The organism is Allobosea sp. LC85, assembly GCF_000735605.1.
Lineage (GTDB): Bacteria > Pseudomonadota > Alphaproteobacteria > Rhizobiales > Beijerinckiaceae > Allobosea.
In genome coordinates this window covers 81,448-97,364 of the sequence record NZ_JPKG01000029.1, presented here as the reverse complement: position 1 = coordinate 97,364, position 15,917 = coordinate 81,448, and the positions used below count along the sequence as shown (strand labels likewise).

The 15,917-nt window shown below is 66.3% G+C and carries 13 protein-coding genes; 1 reads left to right on the top strand and 12 read right to left on the bottom strand.

Annotation, left to right across the window (positions count from 1 at the left end):
- Nucleotides 1–57: 57 nt before the first annotated feature.
- The 8 genes from FG93_RS15340 to FG93_RS15305 all read right to left on the bottom strand — a co-directional run bounded on the left by FG93_RS15340 (nt 58) and on the right by FG93_RS15305 (nt 7,511).
- Entirely contained in the window at nt 58–1,869 is a 1,812-nt protein-coding gene (locus FG93_RS15340) for an SLC13 family permease (protein WP_043235780.1), read from the bottom strand.
- 132 nt (nt 1,870–2,001) lie between these two features.
- Complete coding sequence (locus FG93_RS15335) at nt 2,002–3,627, bottom strand: complex I subunit 5 family protein (protein ID WP_052513809.1); 1,626 nt, start codon at nt 3,625–3,627, stop codon at nt 2,002–2,004.
- Complete coding sequence (locus FG93_RS15330; RefSeq protein ID WP_043235778.1) at nt 3,624–5,159, bottom strand: complex I subunit 5 family protein; 1,536 nt, start codon at nt 5,157–5,159, stop codon at nt 3,624–3,626. Before FG93_RS15330 ends, FG93_RS15335 begins: the two co-directional genes overlap by 4 nt.
- Nucleotides 5,156–5,506 carry an NADH-quinone oxidoreductase subunit K gene (locus tag FG93_RS15325; protein WP_043235774.1) on the bottom strand — a complete coding sequence of 117 codons (351 nt, stop codon included), beginning with the start codon at nt 5,504–5,506 and terminating at the stop codon, nt 5,156–5,158. The genes FG93_RS15330 and FG93_RS15325 overlap by 4 nt, the downstream gene beginning before the upstream one ends.
- Nucleotides 5,503–6,435 carry a hydrogenase subunit MbhD domain-containing protein gene (locus FG93_RS15320; protein WP_043235773.1) on the bottom strand — a complete coding sequence of 311 codons (933 nt, stop codon included), beginning with the start codon at nt 6,433–6,435 and terminating at the stop codon, nt 5,503–5,505. The genes FG93_RS15325 and FG93_RS15320 overlap by 4 nt, the downstream gene beginning before the upstream one ends.
- Entirely contained in the window at nt 6,432–6,725 is a 294-nt protein-coding gene (locus FG93_RS15315) for a monovalent cation/H(+) antiporter subunit G (protein ID WP_043235772.1), read from the bottom strand. The genes FG93_RS15320 and FG93_RS15315 overlap by 4 nt, the downstream gene beginning before the upstream one ends.
- A complete protein-coding gene (locus FG93_RS15310) occupies nt 6,722–7,012 on the bottom strand; it encodes a monovalent cation/H+ antiporter complex subunit F (RefSeq protein WP_043235768.1) in 291 nt (96 codons plus the stop codon). Before FG93_RS15310 ends, FG93_RS15315 begins: the two co-directional genes overlap by 4 nt.
- On the bottom strand, nt 7,005–7,511 hold the full coding sequence (locus FG93_RS15305) for a Na+/H+ antiporter subunit E (RefSeq protein WP_052513808.1): 507 nt from the start codon (nt 7,509–7,511) through the stop codon (nt 7,005–7,007). Before FG93_RS15305 ends, FG93_RS15310 begins: the two co-directional genes overlap by 8 nt.
- A 570-nt stretch (nt 7,512–8,081) precedes the next feature.
- On the opposite strand from FG93_RS15305, the gene FG93_RS15300 reads away from it, so the two are divergent.
- Nucleotides 8,082–9,836, top strand: coding sequence for a metallophosphoesterase (locus FG93_RS15300; protein WP_043235767.1), 1,755 nt, complete (start codon nt 8,082–8,084; stop codon nt 9,834–9,836).
- On the opposite strand, the gene FG93_RS15295 is transcribed toward FG93_RS15300, so the two are convergent.
- From FG93_RS15295 to FG93_RS15280, 4 genes are all read right to left on the bottom strand, one after another.
- Nucleotides 9,826–10,887, bottom strand: a complete 1,062-nt coding sequence (locus tag FG93_RS15295; protein ID WP_043235908.1) for an AI-2E family transporter — start codon at nt 10,885–10,887, stop codon at nt 9,826–9,828. The two genes, FG93_RS15300 and FG93_RS15295, sit on opposite strands and share 11 nt — an antisense overlap.
- A gap of 69 nt (nt 10,888–10,956) precedes the next feature.
- On the bottom strand, nt 10,957–12,027 hold the full coding sequence (locus tag FG93_RS15290; protein ID WP_052513807.1) for a patatin-like phospholipase family protein: 1,071 nt from the start codon (nt 12,025–12,027) through the stop codon (nt 10,957–10,959).
- 37 nt (nt 12,028–12,064) lie between these two features.
- A complete protein-coding gene (locus FG93_RS15285) occupies nt 12,065–13,801 on the bottom strand; it encodes a hypothetical protein (protein WP_043235764.1) in 1,737 nt (578 codons plus the stop codon).
- Complete coding sequence (locus FG93_RS15280; protein ID WP_081881569.1) at nt 13,798–15,867, bottom strand: leucyl aminopeptidase; 2,070 nt, start codon at nt 15,865–15,867, stop codon at nt 13,798–13,800. The genes FG93_RS15285 and FG93_RS15280 overlap by 4 nt, the downstream gene beginning before the upstream one ends.
- Nucleotides 15,868–15,917: the final 50 nt, after the last annotated feature.

Genomic DNA, 15,917 nt, shown 5'->3' with positions numbered 1-15,917 from the left:
CGGTTCCGCGCCGATTGGATCATGGGGTGGCGATCCGCGTTCGGATTGTCCCAGGGCTCAGAACCGCCAGATCAGCGGCACGTAGAACACCGCCATGATGAAGAACCAGATCATCAGCGGCGTCCCGAGCTTCCAGTAGCTGTTGAAGCTGTAGCCGCCGGGGCCCATCACCATCATGTTCGTCGAGGTTGCGATCGGCGTCATGAAAGATGCCGCGCCCGCGATACACAGGCTCATCAGGATCGGGCGGGGCGAAACCCCCATGCCAGTGGCCGCCGCCATAGCAATGGGAATGACCAGCATCGTGGTTGCCGTGTTGCTCATGATCTGGCCGAGGCTTGCGGTCAGCACGAAAAGCCCGGCGAGAAAGACGATTGGCCCGGCATCGCCGGTGAGCGCAACGAGGTAATCGGCCACGAGCTGAGCCGCGCCCGATTGCACCATGGCGGTGGAGAGCGGCATCATCGCCCCGACGAGGATCACCGTCGTCCAGTTGATGGCCCGGTAGGATTGCTCGACCGTGACGATGCCCGTGAGAATCAGCAGGCAGGCCGAGACGAGCCCGGCCACCGCCGGCGGGACGACGCCCGTGGCGAGCAGCACGACGAGGCAGGCCAACACCGCGACGGCGATGCCGGCTCCGGCGCCCATCGGCACGGCCTGGCGTCTGACGAGATCAGGCGAGTTGACGACCAGGATGTCGGGATCTTCGAGCTGCAGGTCGAGCGCCTTCCAGCTGCCTTCCAGCAGGATCGTGTCGCCCGCCTGGAGTACGTCGTCGGGTTCGAGATCGACGCCGGCCCGCTGCACCGCCAGCACCACGAGATCGCCGCTGTCGGTGATCATGCCCGGGAACATCGGCCGCCCGATCAGGGCCGAGCGCGGCGGGATGACGACCTCTGCAAGGCCCGAGCGGCGGTTGAACAGGCTCGGCCCGGCTTCGTCGTCACCTTCGTCCTCCCGCAAGGCGAGGTGCTTTTCCGCAGCGAGATCGGCGACGGCCGCCGCATCGCCCTTCACCAGCAGATAGTCGCCCTCCGAGATCGTCGGCGCGCGCAGAGGCGTGCCGGAGTCTCCGGCCTGCACGGCCATCAGGGTGAGACGCTGATCGCCAGAGAAGTCCAGGGCTGTGGGCGCACTCCCGAGATAGGATGAGCTGGCGCGTACGCGCAGCCGGAAGACGCCGTCGCTCAGCCCGTAATGCTCGACCAGCGTCTGGGCGTGGCGGCTGAAATCGGCGGGCAAGCGCGCGCTGCTCTGTTCGGGCAGCAGGCGTTTTCCAAGCAGCAGGATGATCGCCATCGTGCCGGCAAGCAGGGGAATTCCGACGAGAGCGAACTCGGCAAAGGCGAAACCCTGCAGCCCGGCATCTTCCAGCGCTTCCGAGACGAGGATGTTCTTCGGCGCGCCGGTGAGCAGCAGGTTCGAGCCGGCATGGGCCGCAAAGGCCAGCGGCATCAGGAGCTGCGACGGAGATTGACGCAGCCGGATCGCTGCCATCACCACGACTGGCATTAGCGCTGCCACCGCGCCGCCGCCGCTGATCAGGGCGCTCAGGCAGCCGACGGCCGTCATGATGATGATCAGCAGGCGGGTTCGCTTGTTCTCGCCAGCCTTGGCGATCAGGAGTTGTCCCGCCCAGGCGGTCACGCCCGTCTTCTCGAGTGCGGCACTGACGATGAAGAGACTGCCGATGAACAGCACCGCGCGATCGCCAAATCCGGCGAGAGCCTGCTCCAGCGTGACAACGCCGGTCGCCCAGAGCGAAAGCGCTGCGCCGATGGCGACGACGATGACCGGCAGCCGGTTCCAGGCGAACAGGGCAATCGTAATCACGGTGACGACGGCTGTGCTCTCGATCGGGGTCAAGTCTCGTCCAGTCCTGTGATGATGCGTATCAAGGCGGCCATGGCACGAGGCCTCCGCTGTCCTGGTGTTTCATCGAAGCGGGTCACGCGCTCCACAGCAGAAGGAGGGGTGCGGGGCACTGTATCCGACCGTTCAGGCTCGGAACATCAGCGCACCCAGCAGAACGGCGACGACGATGAGCGACAGTCCGGCCACCGACCAGCGGCGCAGCAGCGCGTCCGCCTGCTGGATGCCGGCAGTGAGGCGGTGAATGACGGAGGTTCCGGCTTCTGCCAGCACGACGATGTCGCCCTCGGGAATGGAGCCAGGCAGTCTCGTGATGCGGCGAAGCAGCAGCATGGCAAGCGCGCCCAGCAGCATGGGCCAGATCACCTTCCAGAGCGCGTCGGGCTGCAGCAGGCTGGCGATGCTTTCGCCCGCAATCGCGGGATAGAGCGACCATGGGATCACCAGCGAGGCGGCAGCGACGACGAGCCAGGGAATGAGCTGTTCGGGAGGGGCGGAGGACGGTGAATTCTCCCGCGCATCGCGTGCCATGATCGAGAGGAAATGCAGCATCAGCAGCGTACTGCCGGCGCCGGCCAGCGCCATGGCGTGGCTGAGATACCCATAGCCCAGCATCGGCTTGGTCGCGAGCTTGGCAAGCGCGCCGCTGGTCAGCGGCATGCCGCCGAGGCTGAGCGCCAGCAGGCCGGTGAGCAGCAGGACGGGACGCAACCGCGCTCCGCCGGTCGCGGCCAGGATGCCGACCGCCAGGAAGAGGGCACCCTTCACCAGCGTGTGATGCACCGCGTAATAGGCAACGAGGCTCGTGGCGCCAGCATCGGCATTGTCGAGTCCGACACCGAGGAGCACGGCGAGCAGGCCTATCTGGCTGACCGTGGAGTAGGCCAGGATGGTCTTGGCGCGGGTTTGGGTCACGCCGATGATGAGGCCGTAATATGCGGTGACGATGCCCACCGCGATCAGCACGCTGCCCCAGAACGGCAGACCGGCTTCGAAGGGCAGAAAGCGGATCAACCCGATCACGCCGGCCTTGACGACCACGCCGCTGAGCACGGCGGAAGCCGGCATCGGCGCGGCGGGGTGGGCGAGTGGCAGCCAGACATGCAGCGGCACGAGCCCCATCTTCAGGGCAAAGCCGAGGATGAGCAGGACGACGATGCCGTCGCGCATCGGCGATGACGGCAGGGATGCGACCACGTCCCGGATTGCAGGATTGGCCTCCGGGTGGCCGGCTGCGAGCATCACGAAGGCAAGCAGCAGAAGCGCCTCTGCGAGCAGTGCCAGCACGACATAGATGACACCGGCTCTGTGAGCGCGAGCGGTCTGCTCATGGACGATCAGCCCATAGGCGGCGAGGCTCGCCAGCGTGAAGAGCAGGTAGAAATTTGCGACATCGCCGACGATGAAGAGGCCGAGGCTGCCCGTCAGCGTCAGCAGCCACCAGACGGCGAAGCGGGCAACTGCCGGCTCGCGGCCCATATAGGACGACGCGAAAGCGCCCGCCGCGCTCCAGAGCAGGGCGGCGCCGCCGAGCAGGATGGCACCCGGCCGGTCGAGCACGAGCGACATCCGGAACGGCGGCGGGAAGAAGGCCGAGGTCCCGTCCGCCACCAGAAGCGCCGCGAGCAACGCTGGAAGGGGCGCGACAACGAGCAGAGACAGCGCGCGGGCCCGGAAGCGTCCGAAGATGCAGCAGGCCGCCATGGCCAGCGGGAAGAGCACCGAAGCGGCAAGGAGCAGGCCGGAATTCATGGCGCCACCGCTGTCGTGGCACCGGAGCGTCCCAGTTGCAGGAAGCCGAAGGGCTCGAGCGGCACGAAACCGAGCAGCACGGCCGCCAGCGCCAGAACCAGGGCCACGAGCTCGAGGCGGTGTGGTATCGGCTTCTGTGCGACGAGCGCGATTGTCGGTGTTGCCAGGGCGCGGTCGACGACGCGAAAGACATAGCCCGCTGCGAGCAGGCCGCCGGCCAGAATGGTGGCCGCGAGCCACGGGTGGCCGTTGAGGACCGCGGCCGTCAGAAGCAGGCATTTCGCGATGAAGCCGCCGCTCGGCGGTATCCCCATCAGGGACAGGCCGGCGAGGCCGAAAGCCGCGGCGCTGATCGGTAGCACGCGGCCGAACCCGCCGAGATCGGCAATCCGGTCATGGCCAAAGGCCTCGGCGATGACGCCGGCCGCGAGGAACATCGCGGCCTTGGCGAGCGCGTGAGAAACCAGCTGGAGGGCGCCTCCGGTCCAGGCGATGGTTTCCCAGGGCGGCTGCGCCTCGTTTCCGGCTGCGAGCGGGAAGACGATGAAGAGATAGCCGATCTGCGCCACGGTCGAATAGGCGATCATCAGCTTCAGTCGCGCCTGCCGAAGCGCCATGACGCTGCAGAACAGGATCGAGGAAGCGCCGAGAACCGCCAGGATCTGCCCGGCCAGCATCGCGGCCTGCGGGGGCGCGATGTCGAGCACGAGACGCAGGATCAGGAAGACCGGCGCCTTGATGACGAGGGCCGAGAGGACGGCGCTCGCGGCTGCGGGCGCACCGGCATGGGCGGGCGGCAGCCATAGATGCAGCGGAAACAACGCCGCCTTGGCGAGAAGCCCGACGATCATCAGAGCGAGCGCCACCGAGATGGCCGGCCCGCCTTCGCTCACGCGCGAAAGCATCTGGATATCGAGCGTTCCGTAGCTGCCATAGATGAGCCCCGTGCCGAGCAGGTAGAGCAGGGACCCGAGCAGCGCGAACATCAGATAGCGCAGCGCCGCTGCGACGGTCTCGGCACGGCCGTCGAGGCAGGCCAGTGGCACCGCGGCGAAAGTCAGCAGCTCGAGAGCGACATAGAGGTTGAACAGGTCCTCGCCGACGAAGACCGCGTTCAGCCCGCTCCAGGTCCCCAGCAGCAGCCCCCAGAAGGTCGTCGGGGCCCGGCCATCCTGCGTCTTCGGGGTCCGCGCATAGAGGTCCCGCGCAAAAAGGCATGTCGCCGTGATCACCGCCGCCGTCATCGCGATCATCGTCGCGGAGAGCCCGTCGGCGCGCAGTGCGATTCCGAGCGGCGGCTGCCAGCCGCCGACGATATAGGTGAGCGCGGTGCCGGTCCGGATCAGCTCGGCGACAATGGCGATCGCGGTGACGAGGCCAGCGGCGACGGTCACAAGCGCAACCTGCCTGGCATGGCGAGGGGCGAGGACCAGCATGGCCAGCACGCCGAGAACGGGCAACGTCACCGCGAGGACAAGCAGGTAGCCGCCGGGGGTGGCGAGGTGAAGGGAGGCCGGCGCGAGCGGGGTCATGGCTCGGCCCGCTGCTTGTCGCCGGCCGCCGGCGCGTCCAGGCTTTCCCGGCCGGTGAGATCGAACAAGCGTTGCAGCAGCGCGACGGCAAGGGCGGTTGCCGAAAACGCGACGACGATGCCGGTGATCACCATAGCCTGCGGAACCGGGTCGCCCGAAAAGCCGGCGGCGGCTCCGCGTCGCGCCGCTGCCCCAAAGACCAGGAAGATGCCGGCGCCCAGAATGTTGAACCCGACGATCCTGCGCAGGAGGCCGGCATGGGCGATCACGATGAACAGGCCGATGCCGGCCAGCGCCGCGCCGCAAAGGCCAAACAGCGTCGCAGAGTCGAGGGACGCGAGGCTCACGGCGTGGGAGCCCTGCTGGAGGGGCCGGCCACGAGCAGGCCAAGCGTCAGGGCGATCGATATCGTCAGCGCCGTCTCGATGCCGACGATGATGGGTTTGGTCGCACTCTCTGGATAGGCGAGGAAACCGCCTGCAACCGCAAAGCCGAGGAAGCCGATCGCGAAGAACAAAGCCGGTCCCCCGACCAGCAGGAGCCGCAGCGTGGTCCGCCTCGTATCGGGTGCGGGGCGCAGGCCGGCCAGCATGATGAGCAGCCACATTGCGGCAAGCACGGTGCCCGCCTGGAACGTTCCGCCGGGCGCGTCCGCGCCCACCCAGCACATATAGACGGCGATCAGCACGCCAAAGGGCGGCAATATGCGGGCGAGGTAGACAAAGGGCGGCGGCGCGACCGCTTGCCTCAGCTCTGGTGCGCCGCCCCAGAGCTGATCGGGCGCCAGCGACCACACTCCCAGCAGGGCGAGCAGAAGAACGACTTTTTCGAGCAGCGTATCCAGGGCCCGGTAGGCCAGCAGGACGGCCGTCACGGGGTTGCCGAGACCGGTGGCGTCGAGCGCCGCGGCGGCGGCAGGCGCGAGCGTCGGGGCAGGCGAGGGGAAGGAAAGCACGGCGAGCGCGAGACCCGCCGCCACGGCCGTGCAGGCGACGGCAGCGGCGGCCTTGGCGGTTTTGCTCGGGGTCCGCGGCTGCAATGAGCGCTGGCGCAGCCGGGCTTCGGCCCGAAGCAGCAGCATGCCGGTGACACCGCCGCCGATCGCGGCTTCGGTCATGGCAACGTCGATTGCCGAGAGCCGCGTCCAGCCCAGTCCAAGCAGCAGGCCGAAGGCTATGAAGGCGATGATCGCGCTCTGGTCATCCCTGGCCCTGGCGACATGGACGGCCAGCGCGAGAAGCCAGACGATGAGCGCGAGATCGAGGACCATGGTCATGGACGGGGCTTGCGCCGATAGAGCACCCCGGCGATCAACTGGCTCGCCGTCGCCGCGGAGATCTGGGCCAGCAGCCAGACGCAGACCAGCTTCAGGCCGCCAGTGAAGGTCTCGGCGTGTGGCAGGAGTCCAAGCACGATCAATCCGAGCCCCAGATTGTCGGCTTTGCTCAGCGCATGAAGGCGGCTGAGCGTATCGGGGAAACGCAGCAGGCCGAGCGTTCCGGCGAGAAACAGAAGAGCGCCGCCCCCGATGGCGATAAGCGTGAAGGCATTGGCGAGCGACGTCACGCCTCGTCCTCCGCCTGCTCGGATGCGTCGGCGCCGAGGCTGGACTGCCCGGAGGTGAAGGCCGCACAGGAGACGGCGGCCAGTAGCATCAGCAGCAAGGCGACGTCCGTCATGGCCGGGGAACGCGAAGCGGCACCGAGCAGCAGCACCGCGGCAACGCCACCCGTACCCAGTAATTGGACTGCCATCATGCGTTCGACCGCGATCTCGGAGCGCAGCACCTTGAACAGGCCGAGCGCCGTGACGGTCAGGATGAAGAGCGCCGCGCCCGTGAAGGGGTCAGCCATGATCGCCCCCGTTCTGCAGCGTGCCGCAGAAGGCTGCTTCATCAGCGGCGATCTGTTCCGCCACGGGTTCGCGCAGATCGAGGCAGTGGATGTGAAGCGTGCCATCCGCATCCGCCGCGACGGGCAACTTTCCGGGCTGGAGGCTCATGACCGCACATGAGGCGCTGCGGGCCATGCCGGCAGGCAGCGAGGTGCGATAGGTGACAAAGCCTGGCGACAATGCCGGCTGCGGGGCAAAGGCGCGGCGCGCGACATCCACGCCGGCGACGGCTGATTGCGGCACGAAGCGGATCAGGAAGCGCACGAGGCCGGAAGCGGACAGTTTTCCGCTATCCGGCCAAAGCGCCGTACTGGTCCACGTCGCGGCGGCCGCCGCAACCAGGCCGATGGGCAGGTCCTTCAGGGCGGGGCCGATCAGGATCAGCCATAGCGCGAGAAAGCCGAGCCCTCTCGTGAGAATGGCAAGGAGCGGGATCTGCCTGCCGGTTTCGGTGGTCATGACCGTGCCCCATTGGCCGAACGTCGCGAGTCAGGGGTTTTCAGGGCCGGCAGCCCGGTGGTTGCATGCCGGTCGCAGCCTTCCAGCCATCGCCGCAGGTAAGTCTTTCCTTCGATTTGAAGATTTTTGATAACGTCTATCGAAGATGATGATCTCATCTTGCGGCGATGGGTCAGCCGCTGGATTCTAGGCGAATAGCAATCAGAATCCCGACAACGCTGATGTTGGCGGAATATTTCTGAAATATCGATGCAACCCTGTCTCGCGTGCATTGAAATGGCGCGTTCGATTCTGCTTCAATCACGTTATTATTTATATAAGTGACTGATTTTAAAGTAGCATCTGCCCTTTCCCGGGTCATCAGCCTCGTGTCTCACTTCTGTGCTCGGCGTCCCAATCTCGGTTTGGGCATGGGAGATTGGCCGTGAAAGAGTGCATGACGCTGGCATCAGGGCTATGTCCTTCGAGGCAACTGACTTGTGTGCATTCTGACGTTGCTGCGGGGCAAGGCATGACCATTCGACGCCGATCTGTGCTGGTGAGCGCAGTTTCCCCGGATCGTGACCGACCATGCCGATAATCATCGAGCCGCGCGCCGGAGACGCCGAGGACGACGCCAGCAGCACCAAGAAGCGCTCACTGATTGCCATCGCCGGAAGCATGCTGGGGGAAATCAACTTCCCCAAGCTTGCGCTGGCCTGGGTCATTCTCGCTCTCTTGCCTGGCGTCCTGCTCGGGCTCGCTCCGCTCGTCGCCACGGCCTGGTTCACCTCGATGTCGGGCCGGATCTACGCGCTGGCAGGAATCGGACCGCTCATTCTCCTGGCGCTGATCGCGGCTCTCGGCTGGTACGGTTTCAGGCCGCTGTTCCGTGCTGCCGAGCGCAGCTTCTGGTCGCTGAATTCGCTCGTCGTCCAACCGGGCTATGCCCTGTGCCGCGAGGGTCTGCGGCATCTGGCGGAGCGCTTTCTCTCCGTGGAGGCCAGCGAGGACAAGCGCGCGGGTCTGCGTGCCGCGACCGCCATTGGTGCGGGACTCGCCGCCTTCCTCATGGCCACAGGCATTGCCGCGCTTGCCTGGCCGGCGACCCGCTGGTCGGGCGAGATCGCCGACCTTGCCAATCCCTTGCGGCTGGTCGTTCCTGCGCTTGCCAATACGGTGGCTGTCATGAGCGGGTATCTGGCCGTTGCCTCGCTTGTCTGGGGCCTTGCCGACGGGTTGATGGATCAGCCGCGGGATCTTGGGCCCTTCGACGAGGCGCCTCCGTCAGCGCGCAGATGGCGGGTCGTGCATCTCTCCGACATCCATGTCGTCGGAGAGCGCTATGGTTTTCGGATCGAAAGCGGGCGCGCCGGCCCGCGTGGCAATGAACGGCTCGCCCAGGTTCTCGAGAGACTGGACGAAATCCATGCCCAGGAGCCGCTCGACTTCGTCTTGATCACCGGCGACATGACCGATGCGGGCAGGTCGGCGGAATGGGCCGAATTCCTCGACGCGATGGCGCGGCATCCGGCGCTGGCCGAAAGGAGCTTCATCCTACCCGGAAACCACGACGTGAACATCGTGGACCGCGCGAACCCGGCGCGGCTGGAATTGCCGACGAGCCCCGGAAAGCGCCTGAGACAGATGCGGACGCTGTCGGCCATGGCCGCCATCCAGGGCGACCGGGTCCAGGTCGTCGACCGGGGCAGGACCAGGCTGGGCAGCACCTTGTCGGAGGCGCTGGAGCCCCACCGGAAGACGATCGCGGCCTTTGCCGATGCCGGCACGCTGCGCCTCTCGGACGGGCTGGCCAATATCTGGGCCGATATCTTCCCGATGGTGCTGCCGCCAGCCGCAGAGGACGGGTTGGGCCTCGTGCTTCTGAATTCGAACGCCGAAACGAATTTCTCCTTCACCAATGCGCTGGGCCTCGTCTCGGAAGAGGACATGCGGGCGATGCTCGCGATCCTGCGCCAATATCCGAAGGCGCGCTGGGTCATCGCGCTGCATCACCATCCCGTGGAATATCCGAAGCCGGCCAAGGCCTTCTCGGAGCGCATCGGCACGGCGCTGATCAACGGTAGCCGGTTCGTGCGCCAGCTCAAGCCGATGTCGCATCGGCTCGTCGCGATGCACGGACACCGCCATATCGACTGGATCGGGCGCTGCGGCCCGCTGAAGATCATCTCGGCGCCGTCCCCCGTGATGGAAGCGACGGATGACGAGGCAACCAGCTTCTACATTCACACGCTGGCGGCGGCCGCGGATGGAGGGCTTGCGCTCCTCGAGCCGCAGCGGATCGACGTCGCGCCCAGGCACGACGCGGCCGGCCTCAGCTCTTGACGGGCGCGTCGATCGGGATCGGAGCCGCATCCTTCTCGGGCGAGCCGAAGAGTTCCGCGAGCCAGAGGCTCGAGGGATGCTGGGCGCAGAAGGTCAGGAACGCGATGGTGATCGGCACGCCGATGAAGGCGCCGAAGACGCCCCAGAGATAGCTCCAGAAGAACACCGAGAACAGCACGGTCGCCGGAGAGATCGAGAGCGCGCTGCCGGCGACGCGCGGTTCGATATAGCTGCCGACGATGAACTGGATCAGGTTGAGGCAGGCGAAGACCGCGATCACCGCCTGCCAGGATCCGAACTGCGTCATCGCGAACAAGGTCGGGAAGACGGTGGCGACGAGCGGGCCCAGGAAAGGAATGTAGTTCAAGGAAAAGGCGATGAAGCCCCATTCCTCCGCGAGCTGAAGCCCGACCGCCTTGGCGAAGGCCCAGACCATCAGGCCGGTGATGAGGCTCATCAGGGTCCGGACCACCATGTAGCGGCGGATCTTGCTGGCGGTGGCCGTGCTGCCCTGCAGCAGGACCTGTCCTGTATCGCGGTTGCGCATGGTGCGCACCTTCCGCCCGAAATCGTCGACTTCCAGCAGGCCGAGGATGACGTAGACAAGGACGACGAGCCAGAAGCTCATCGTGCTGTTGAGGCGGCCGGTGATGGTCTGGGCGGTGCGCAGCATCCAGCTGACATTGAAATTCTCCGACCAGACGCCGGCCACGGCCACGCCATGTCCTTCCAGCCAGACCGTGATCTGGTCGTAGAACGACTGGAAGCGCGCGGCGTCGCTGACGATCCAGCGGCCGACGCGGCCGAAGGCCCAGACGATCAGCGACCCGAAGGCGAAGAAGGCGACGACCATGACGACGACACTGATCGCGAGCGCGAGCAGGCGGGGCAGGAAGGCCTGCAGGCTCTTCTGAAGCGGCCAGACGAGCGCGATGATGAACAGCGCAAAGGCGACCGGCGCGAAGACCGAGCTGGCGATCGACAGCGCGGCGACCGCCATGATCGTTGCCATCAGAATCAGCGCGCCTTGATAGATCTTGCCGGAGGTCATCTGCATTCCTGGTGAGGCCTGGTGTCGGGAGGTCAGTGCTGAGGCGCGCGGCAAATCCGCCCGCTATACTCAGATGCCTTCGGTCAGTTCGTCGAGATCGAGCGTCGAGCTCTTGCCGATATCGTCCCGATGCTCCCGATAGAAGGACTCGGCCGAGCGCCTTCCCTCGTTGTGGAGCATGGTCAGGAACTCCCATTCGGCATTGAGCTTGGAGGAGTAGCCGAGCTCGGTCATGGCGTCGCTGGTGATGCGGTGGAGGCGCATGCCGGCCCAGCGCGCGCCTTCACCGCTTTCGGGATTGGCCTTCTGCCGCAGCAGCGCCATCATCCGCAATTCCTTCAGCAGCACCGCGTTGAACGACACCTCATTCAGCCGGTTGAGGATGTCGCGCGCCGTACGCGGTGTCTCGGGCCGTTCGACCGGATTGATCTGAACCAGGATGGTATCCAGCGCATCGCTGTGCTTGATCAGCGGCGTCATCGTCGGGTTGCCGGAATATCCGCCGTCCCAGTAGCTCTCGCCGTCGATCTCGACGGCCTGGAACAGGGTCGGCAGGCAGGCGGAAGCCAGCAGCACGTCGGGCGTGATCTCGGCGTTGCGGAACACCCGCCCCCGGCCTGTGCGCACATTGGTGGCCGTGATGAAGAGCTTGATCGGGCTCGCCGCAAGGCTGCCGAAATCGATCACCTCGGCGAGGATATCAGCCAGCGGGTTCGAGCCGGTCGGATTCAGGCTGTAGGGCGAGACCACCCTCGACATCATGTCCATGGCGACGAAGAGCGGCGAGTTGTCGAGCGTCCAGCGGCCGAGGAGGATATCGAGCGGGCTGCGCTGGAACGGGCTGAAGCGCGCCGCTTCCGAGACCTTTCGCCAGAACAGCTCGAGTGCCTCGCGTGCGCCATCGCGGCCACCCTTGGCATAGCCGGAGGCCAGCACGGCCGCATTCATGGCGCCGGCCGAGGTTCCCGAGATCGCCTCGATCTCGAGCCAGTCCTCCTCGAGGATCCGGCACAGCACGCCCCAGGTGAAGGCGCCGTGAGCCCCGCCGCCCTGAAGCGCCAGGTCGATGGCGAGGTGCTCGCGCTTGGCGCTGCCGTCGCCGTTGCGGGGCGCGCGTGCAGATGAGGGGGCTTTGCTCACGTCGTTCCCATCCTGAATGCGAGGTGCGCCGGCCGGGTCACGGCGACTTCACCAATCCCGAAAAGCCGGCAACCGCCAGCAGGCTCAAGGCCCAGCCGACGATCGACTGGAAGTAGAAATAGTTGATGGCGATGCGCCCGCCCGGCTTAGACGGATTGGGCCGCCAGAAGGTTCTTTGCCCCATGTCGAGCACCGGCAGCAGCGTATCGAGCGAGTACATCCAGGGGCTGAAGTCCGGGTAGCTCGAGGCCTCCCAACGCTGACGGAAGCAGGCGAGCTGGGTCTGCCCGGGCTCGGCCAGTCCGCTCGTCTGCTGGGTGGCGATCAGGGAGCGTTGCTCGGATTGTTCGATGCCGCACAGGGTCCATTCGGGCGCCCGCAGGACCACCGCGCTGTTGGGCATCACGGCGCCCCGATGCTCGGCATAACCGAAGATGGCAACGCCCAGAAACCAGAAGAACAGGAGCCAGACGAAGGCCAGCAGCGGCTGACGCCCATAGGCAAGGGTGATCCCAAGTACGCCGTCGGCGGCTGTCAGGAGCCCGCGCAGCACGGGATTGGCGGCGCGCTTGCGCCGGGCCTGCCGTTGCAGGCGCTCCTTGACGACGAGCACGGCGCGGGCATCCTCGCCATGTCCCATTTCGCGGAAGACGGATGCCAGTTGCTCGTAGGGCTGGGGCCAGAAATCCTCGCCCCAGCGCTCGGGCGCCTGCCGGCCCAGCCAGTCGAGTCGGCTCTCGGCATCGACCGGCCCGTCGATGAAGGCGCCGTAGCGGCAGCGATTCAAGAGAAGATCGCCCTGCTTGGGCCAGCAGGCCTCCTCGTCATGGATGGTTCCGATCGAAGCTCCGGTCAGCACCAGCGCGCCGTTCACCTGGGCCTCCCGGCGCAGGAAGAACGCGCCCTTGATCGCACTGCGGCTCAGTTCCAGCGCAGTCTCGCCGGCACCGCCGAGAACCGCGCCTGAGCAATCGATGTCGCCGCCGATCTGCGAAGCGGTCAGCCGGATTTCGCCTTCAACGCGCGCGCTGCGCAGCACGACGCTGCCGCGGTTCTCGATTTCGTTCGCATCGATTGCGATGCCGTCGGAGCGCGTGACGGTGGCGCCGGCGCAGTCGAGATCGGCGGCCAGCACTGCACCGGACAGGTTGATGCCGCCGCGTAGCGTCGCTCCCCGTGCCAGCACGTTGCGTGCCTCCAGGCTTGGGGCGAGCAGCGCATAGCCGCTCGGTGCGCGAATGGTTACGCCATCGCATTCTAGATTGCCGCCGAGACGCGACTGAGCGAGATCGACCTCGCCAGTGACCTCGGCGCCGCGCAAATAGACGCCGCCGCGCGCCTCGAGCCGCTCCGCCTGCAGGCCGGGAAGCGCGGAACCGTCGAGGAACAGGCGGTTGATGATTGCAGCCCTGAGGATCGGCGCGGCCTCGAAATGGCAATCGTTCAGGCCGATGTCGCGGAAGACACGACAGGCTTCGAGATCGAGAACATCCGTGATCCAGGCGCCGCTGATCCTGACGCCCTTCTCGTGGGGCCGGCAGCCTTCCTCACCCCCCAGCATGAGAAAGCGCAGGAAGGATGCGCGGATGACCCGCGCCGGGTCAGGTTTCTCCGGGCGCGAGCCATCTCCCAGGCGGTCGAACGTACCGCTGAGAAGCTTGGCGACGACCTCCTCCTCCGCTGGCAGCAGGGGTCGGAAGTCGTCGAGGCGCGCCGTCGCGATGGCCCACTGGGCCGATTCTGCTCCCGCTCCGGCGCCCCATTCCTGCGTCATGTGGCGGCCGGAGGAACCGCTTCGGCGCTGGCGCTGGCGGTGGCCGCCAGCGCTTCACGCAGCGCGGCTTCCTTGGTCTCGTCGAAGGAGGTGCGCATCAGGGTGCCGCCGACGCCCTTCAGATCGGCGAGGACCTTGTCGGTGGTCATCTTGCGGATCAGCAGGAAGAGCCCGGCGGTGTTGGGTTGCAACGCGTTGGCCGCGTCCTTCATGAATTGGTCGTTGATCCCGACATCGCTGAGCTTTCCGCCCAACGCGCCCGAGGCAGCGCCGAGAGCCGTCCCCAGCAGCGGGGCCAGGAAAATGAAACCGATCAAGGTGCCCCACAGGGCGCCCGACGCTGTGCCGGCGGCTGTCAGGTTCATCATCTGGTTCAGTTTGACCTGCCCCTTCTCGTTCTTGACGACGACCACCGCGTCGCCGAGTTCGATCAAATATTCGCGCTGGAGGGAAAGGACCTTCTGCCGAACCTCTTCGGCCTTCTGTTCGGTCGGGAAGGCGATGAAAACGAGATCGCTCATGAGTGCAGCTCCATTGCTGAGGGGGAGGGAAAGGCCATTCGGTGACGCTGCTTCCGCGGCGCGGCTGATGAGGAATTCGGCGAGCAGTGGAACAGGCCGACCGGTCGAGGCCTTGGTGGCGCCCGAGAGCGAGGCGGTGCCGGCAATGTCCAGATGGGCCCAGGGATAGGCCCTGGCGAAGCGGGCGAGGAAGCAGGCGGCGGTGATCGCGCCGGCCGCCCGCCCGCCGAGATTGCTGGTATCGGCAAAGTTGCTGCCGAGCTGGCCGAAATAGTCGTCCCAGATCGGGAGCTGCCAGACGCGATCTCCCGAGACGCCACCGCATCTCAGGAGTTCCGCTGCGAGCGCATCGTCATTGGCGAAGAGGCCACTCGCATGTGAGCCCAGCGCCACGACGCAGGCCTCGGTCAAGGTCGCGATATCGATGACGCAGGCCGGCGAAAAGCGCTCGGCATAGGTCAGAACATCGCAAAGCAGCAGCCGCCCTTCGGCCTCGTGGGTCCGGATCTCGATGGTCTGGCCCGACATCGAGGTGACGATGTCGCCGGGGCGGCTGGCACTGCCGCCCGGCATGTTCTCGGCTGCGGCGATCAATCCGACGACGTTGATGGGGAGCTCCAGCCGGGCGACCGTGCGCATCACTCCCAGAACGCTGCCGGCACCGCTCATGTTGAACTTCATCTCGTCGGGGTCGGCGCCCGGAGTCAGCGGCGTGCCTCCGATATCGAAGGTAATGCCCTTGCCGACGAGGACGATCGGCCGGCTTCGGGCCTTGCGTCCATTGGACTGCATCACGATGAGCTTGCAGGGATTGGCGGAGCCCCTGCCGACGACGAGAAAGGCGCCCATGCCGAGCGCTTCGAGATCCTCGCGCTCCAGGACTTCGACAGCGAAGCCGAATTCCTTCCCCATCTCCCTCGCCGTACTGGCAAGGTAGGCGGGCGTGCAGATATTGCCCGGCAGGTTGCCAAGATCCTTCGCCAGGGCGACGCCTTCGGCGACTGCGATACCCTGACGGAGCGCACCGACGAGTTCCGACGTGAGGGTTTGCGGAACGAGCAGCATGATGCTGCGCACCGGGCGGGGGCGCGCTTTCTGGCCGTGAGGGTGGATGCCCGGCAGGACGAAGATGTATCCGCCATCGGCCAGAATCTGTGCCGCCTGTTGAACCTGCCAGTTCAAGCTGCGCTTGGGGATTTCGTACTCAGGCAGGGCGATCACGGCTTCGGCGACGACGCTCTCCGCGATGAACTTCGCCGTTGCCGAAAGAGCCCTCAAATAGGCGCGGTCGGAGAAGGCTTCGGGCTTGCCGAGGCTGACGAGCAGGATGCGGGCCGCGACGGAGCCCGGCAAATGATGGAGCAGCAAGGTTGCGCCGGGCGCCTCGCCGAGTTCGCCGCGGCCGACGATCGCGGAAAGCTTGCCCGCCGTCCGGTCGTCGAGACGACGGGCCGACCCGGTCAATGCGCCGCCGCTGAATACGCCGACGACGAGGAGCTCGGTCCTGAGCCTTTCCGCCTCGCCGACCGCGGGGATGATCTCCATCGAATGTCTCGAAGAGGACATCATGGCATCGCTTGACTGGAGAATGGCGT

Bases quoted from the DNA above. Each gene is read 5' to 3' on its own strand.
- FG93_RS15335 (WP_052513809.1), bottom strand. From the start codon at position 3,627: ATGAATTCCGGCCTGCTCCTTGCCGCTTCGGTGCTCTTCCCGCTGGCC.
- FG93_RS15330 (WP_043235778.1), bottom strand. From the start codon at position 5,159: ATGACCCCGCTCGCGCCGGCCTCCCTTCACCTCGCCACCCCCGGCGGC.
- FG93_RS15320 (WP_043235773.1), bottom strand. From the start codon at position 6,435: ATGACCATGGTCCTCGATCTCGCGCTCATCGTCTGGCTTCTCGCGCTG.
- FG93_RS15310 (WP_043235768.1), bottom strand. From the start codon at position 7,012: ATGGCTGACCCCTTCACGGGCGCGGCGCTCTTCATCCTGACCGTCACG.
- FG93_RS15305 (WP_052513808.1), bottom strand. From the start codon at position 7,511: ATGACCACCGAAACCGGCAGGCAGATCCCGCTCCTTGCCATTCTCACG.
- FG93_RS15300 (WP_043235767.1), top strand. From the start codon at position 8,082: ATGCCGATAATCATCGAGCCGCGCGCCGGAGACGCCGAGGACGACGCC.
- FG93_RS15295 (WP_043235908.1), bottom strand. From the start codon at position 10,887: ATGACCTCCGGCAAGATCTATCAAGGCGCGCTGATTCTGATGGCAACG.
- FG93_RS15285 (WP_043235764.1), bottom strand. From the start codon at position 13,801: ATGACGCAGGAATGGGGCGCCGGAGCGGGAGCAGAATCGGCCCAGTGG.
- FG93_RS15280 (WP_081881569.1), bottom strand. From the start codon at position 15,867: ATGGAGATCATCCCCGCGGTCGGCGAGGCGGAAAGGCTCAGGACCGAG.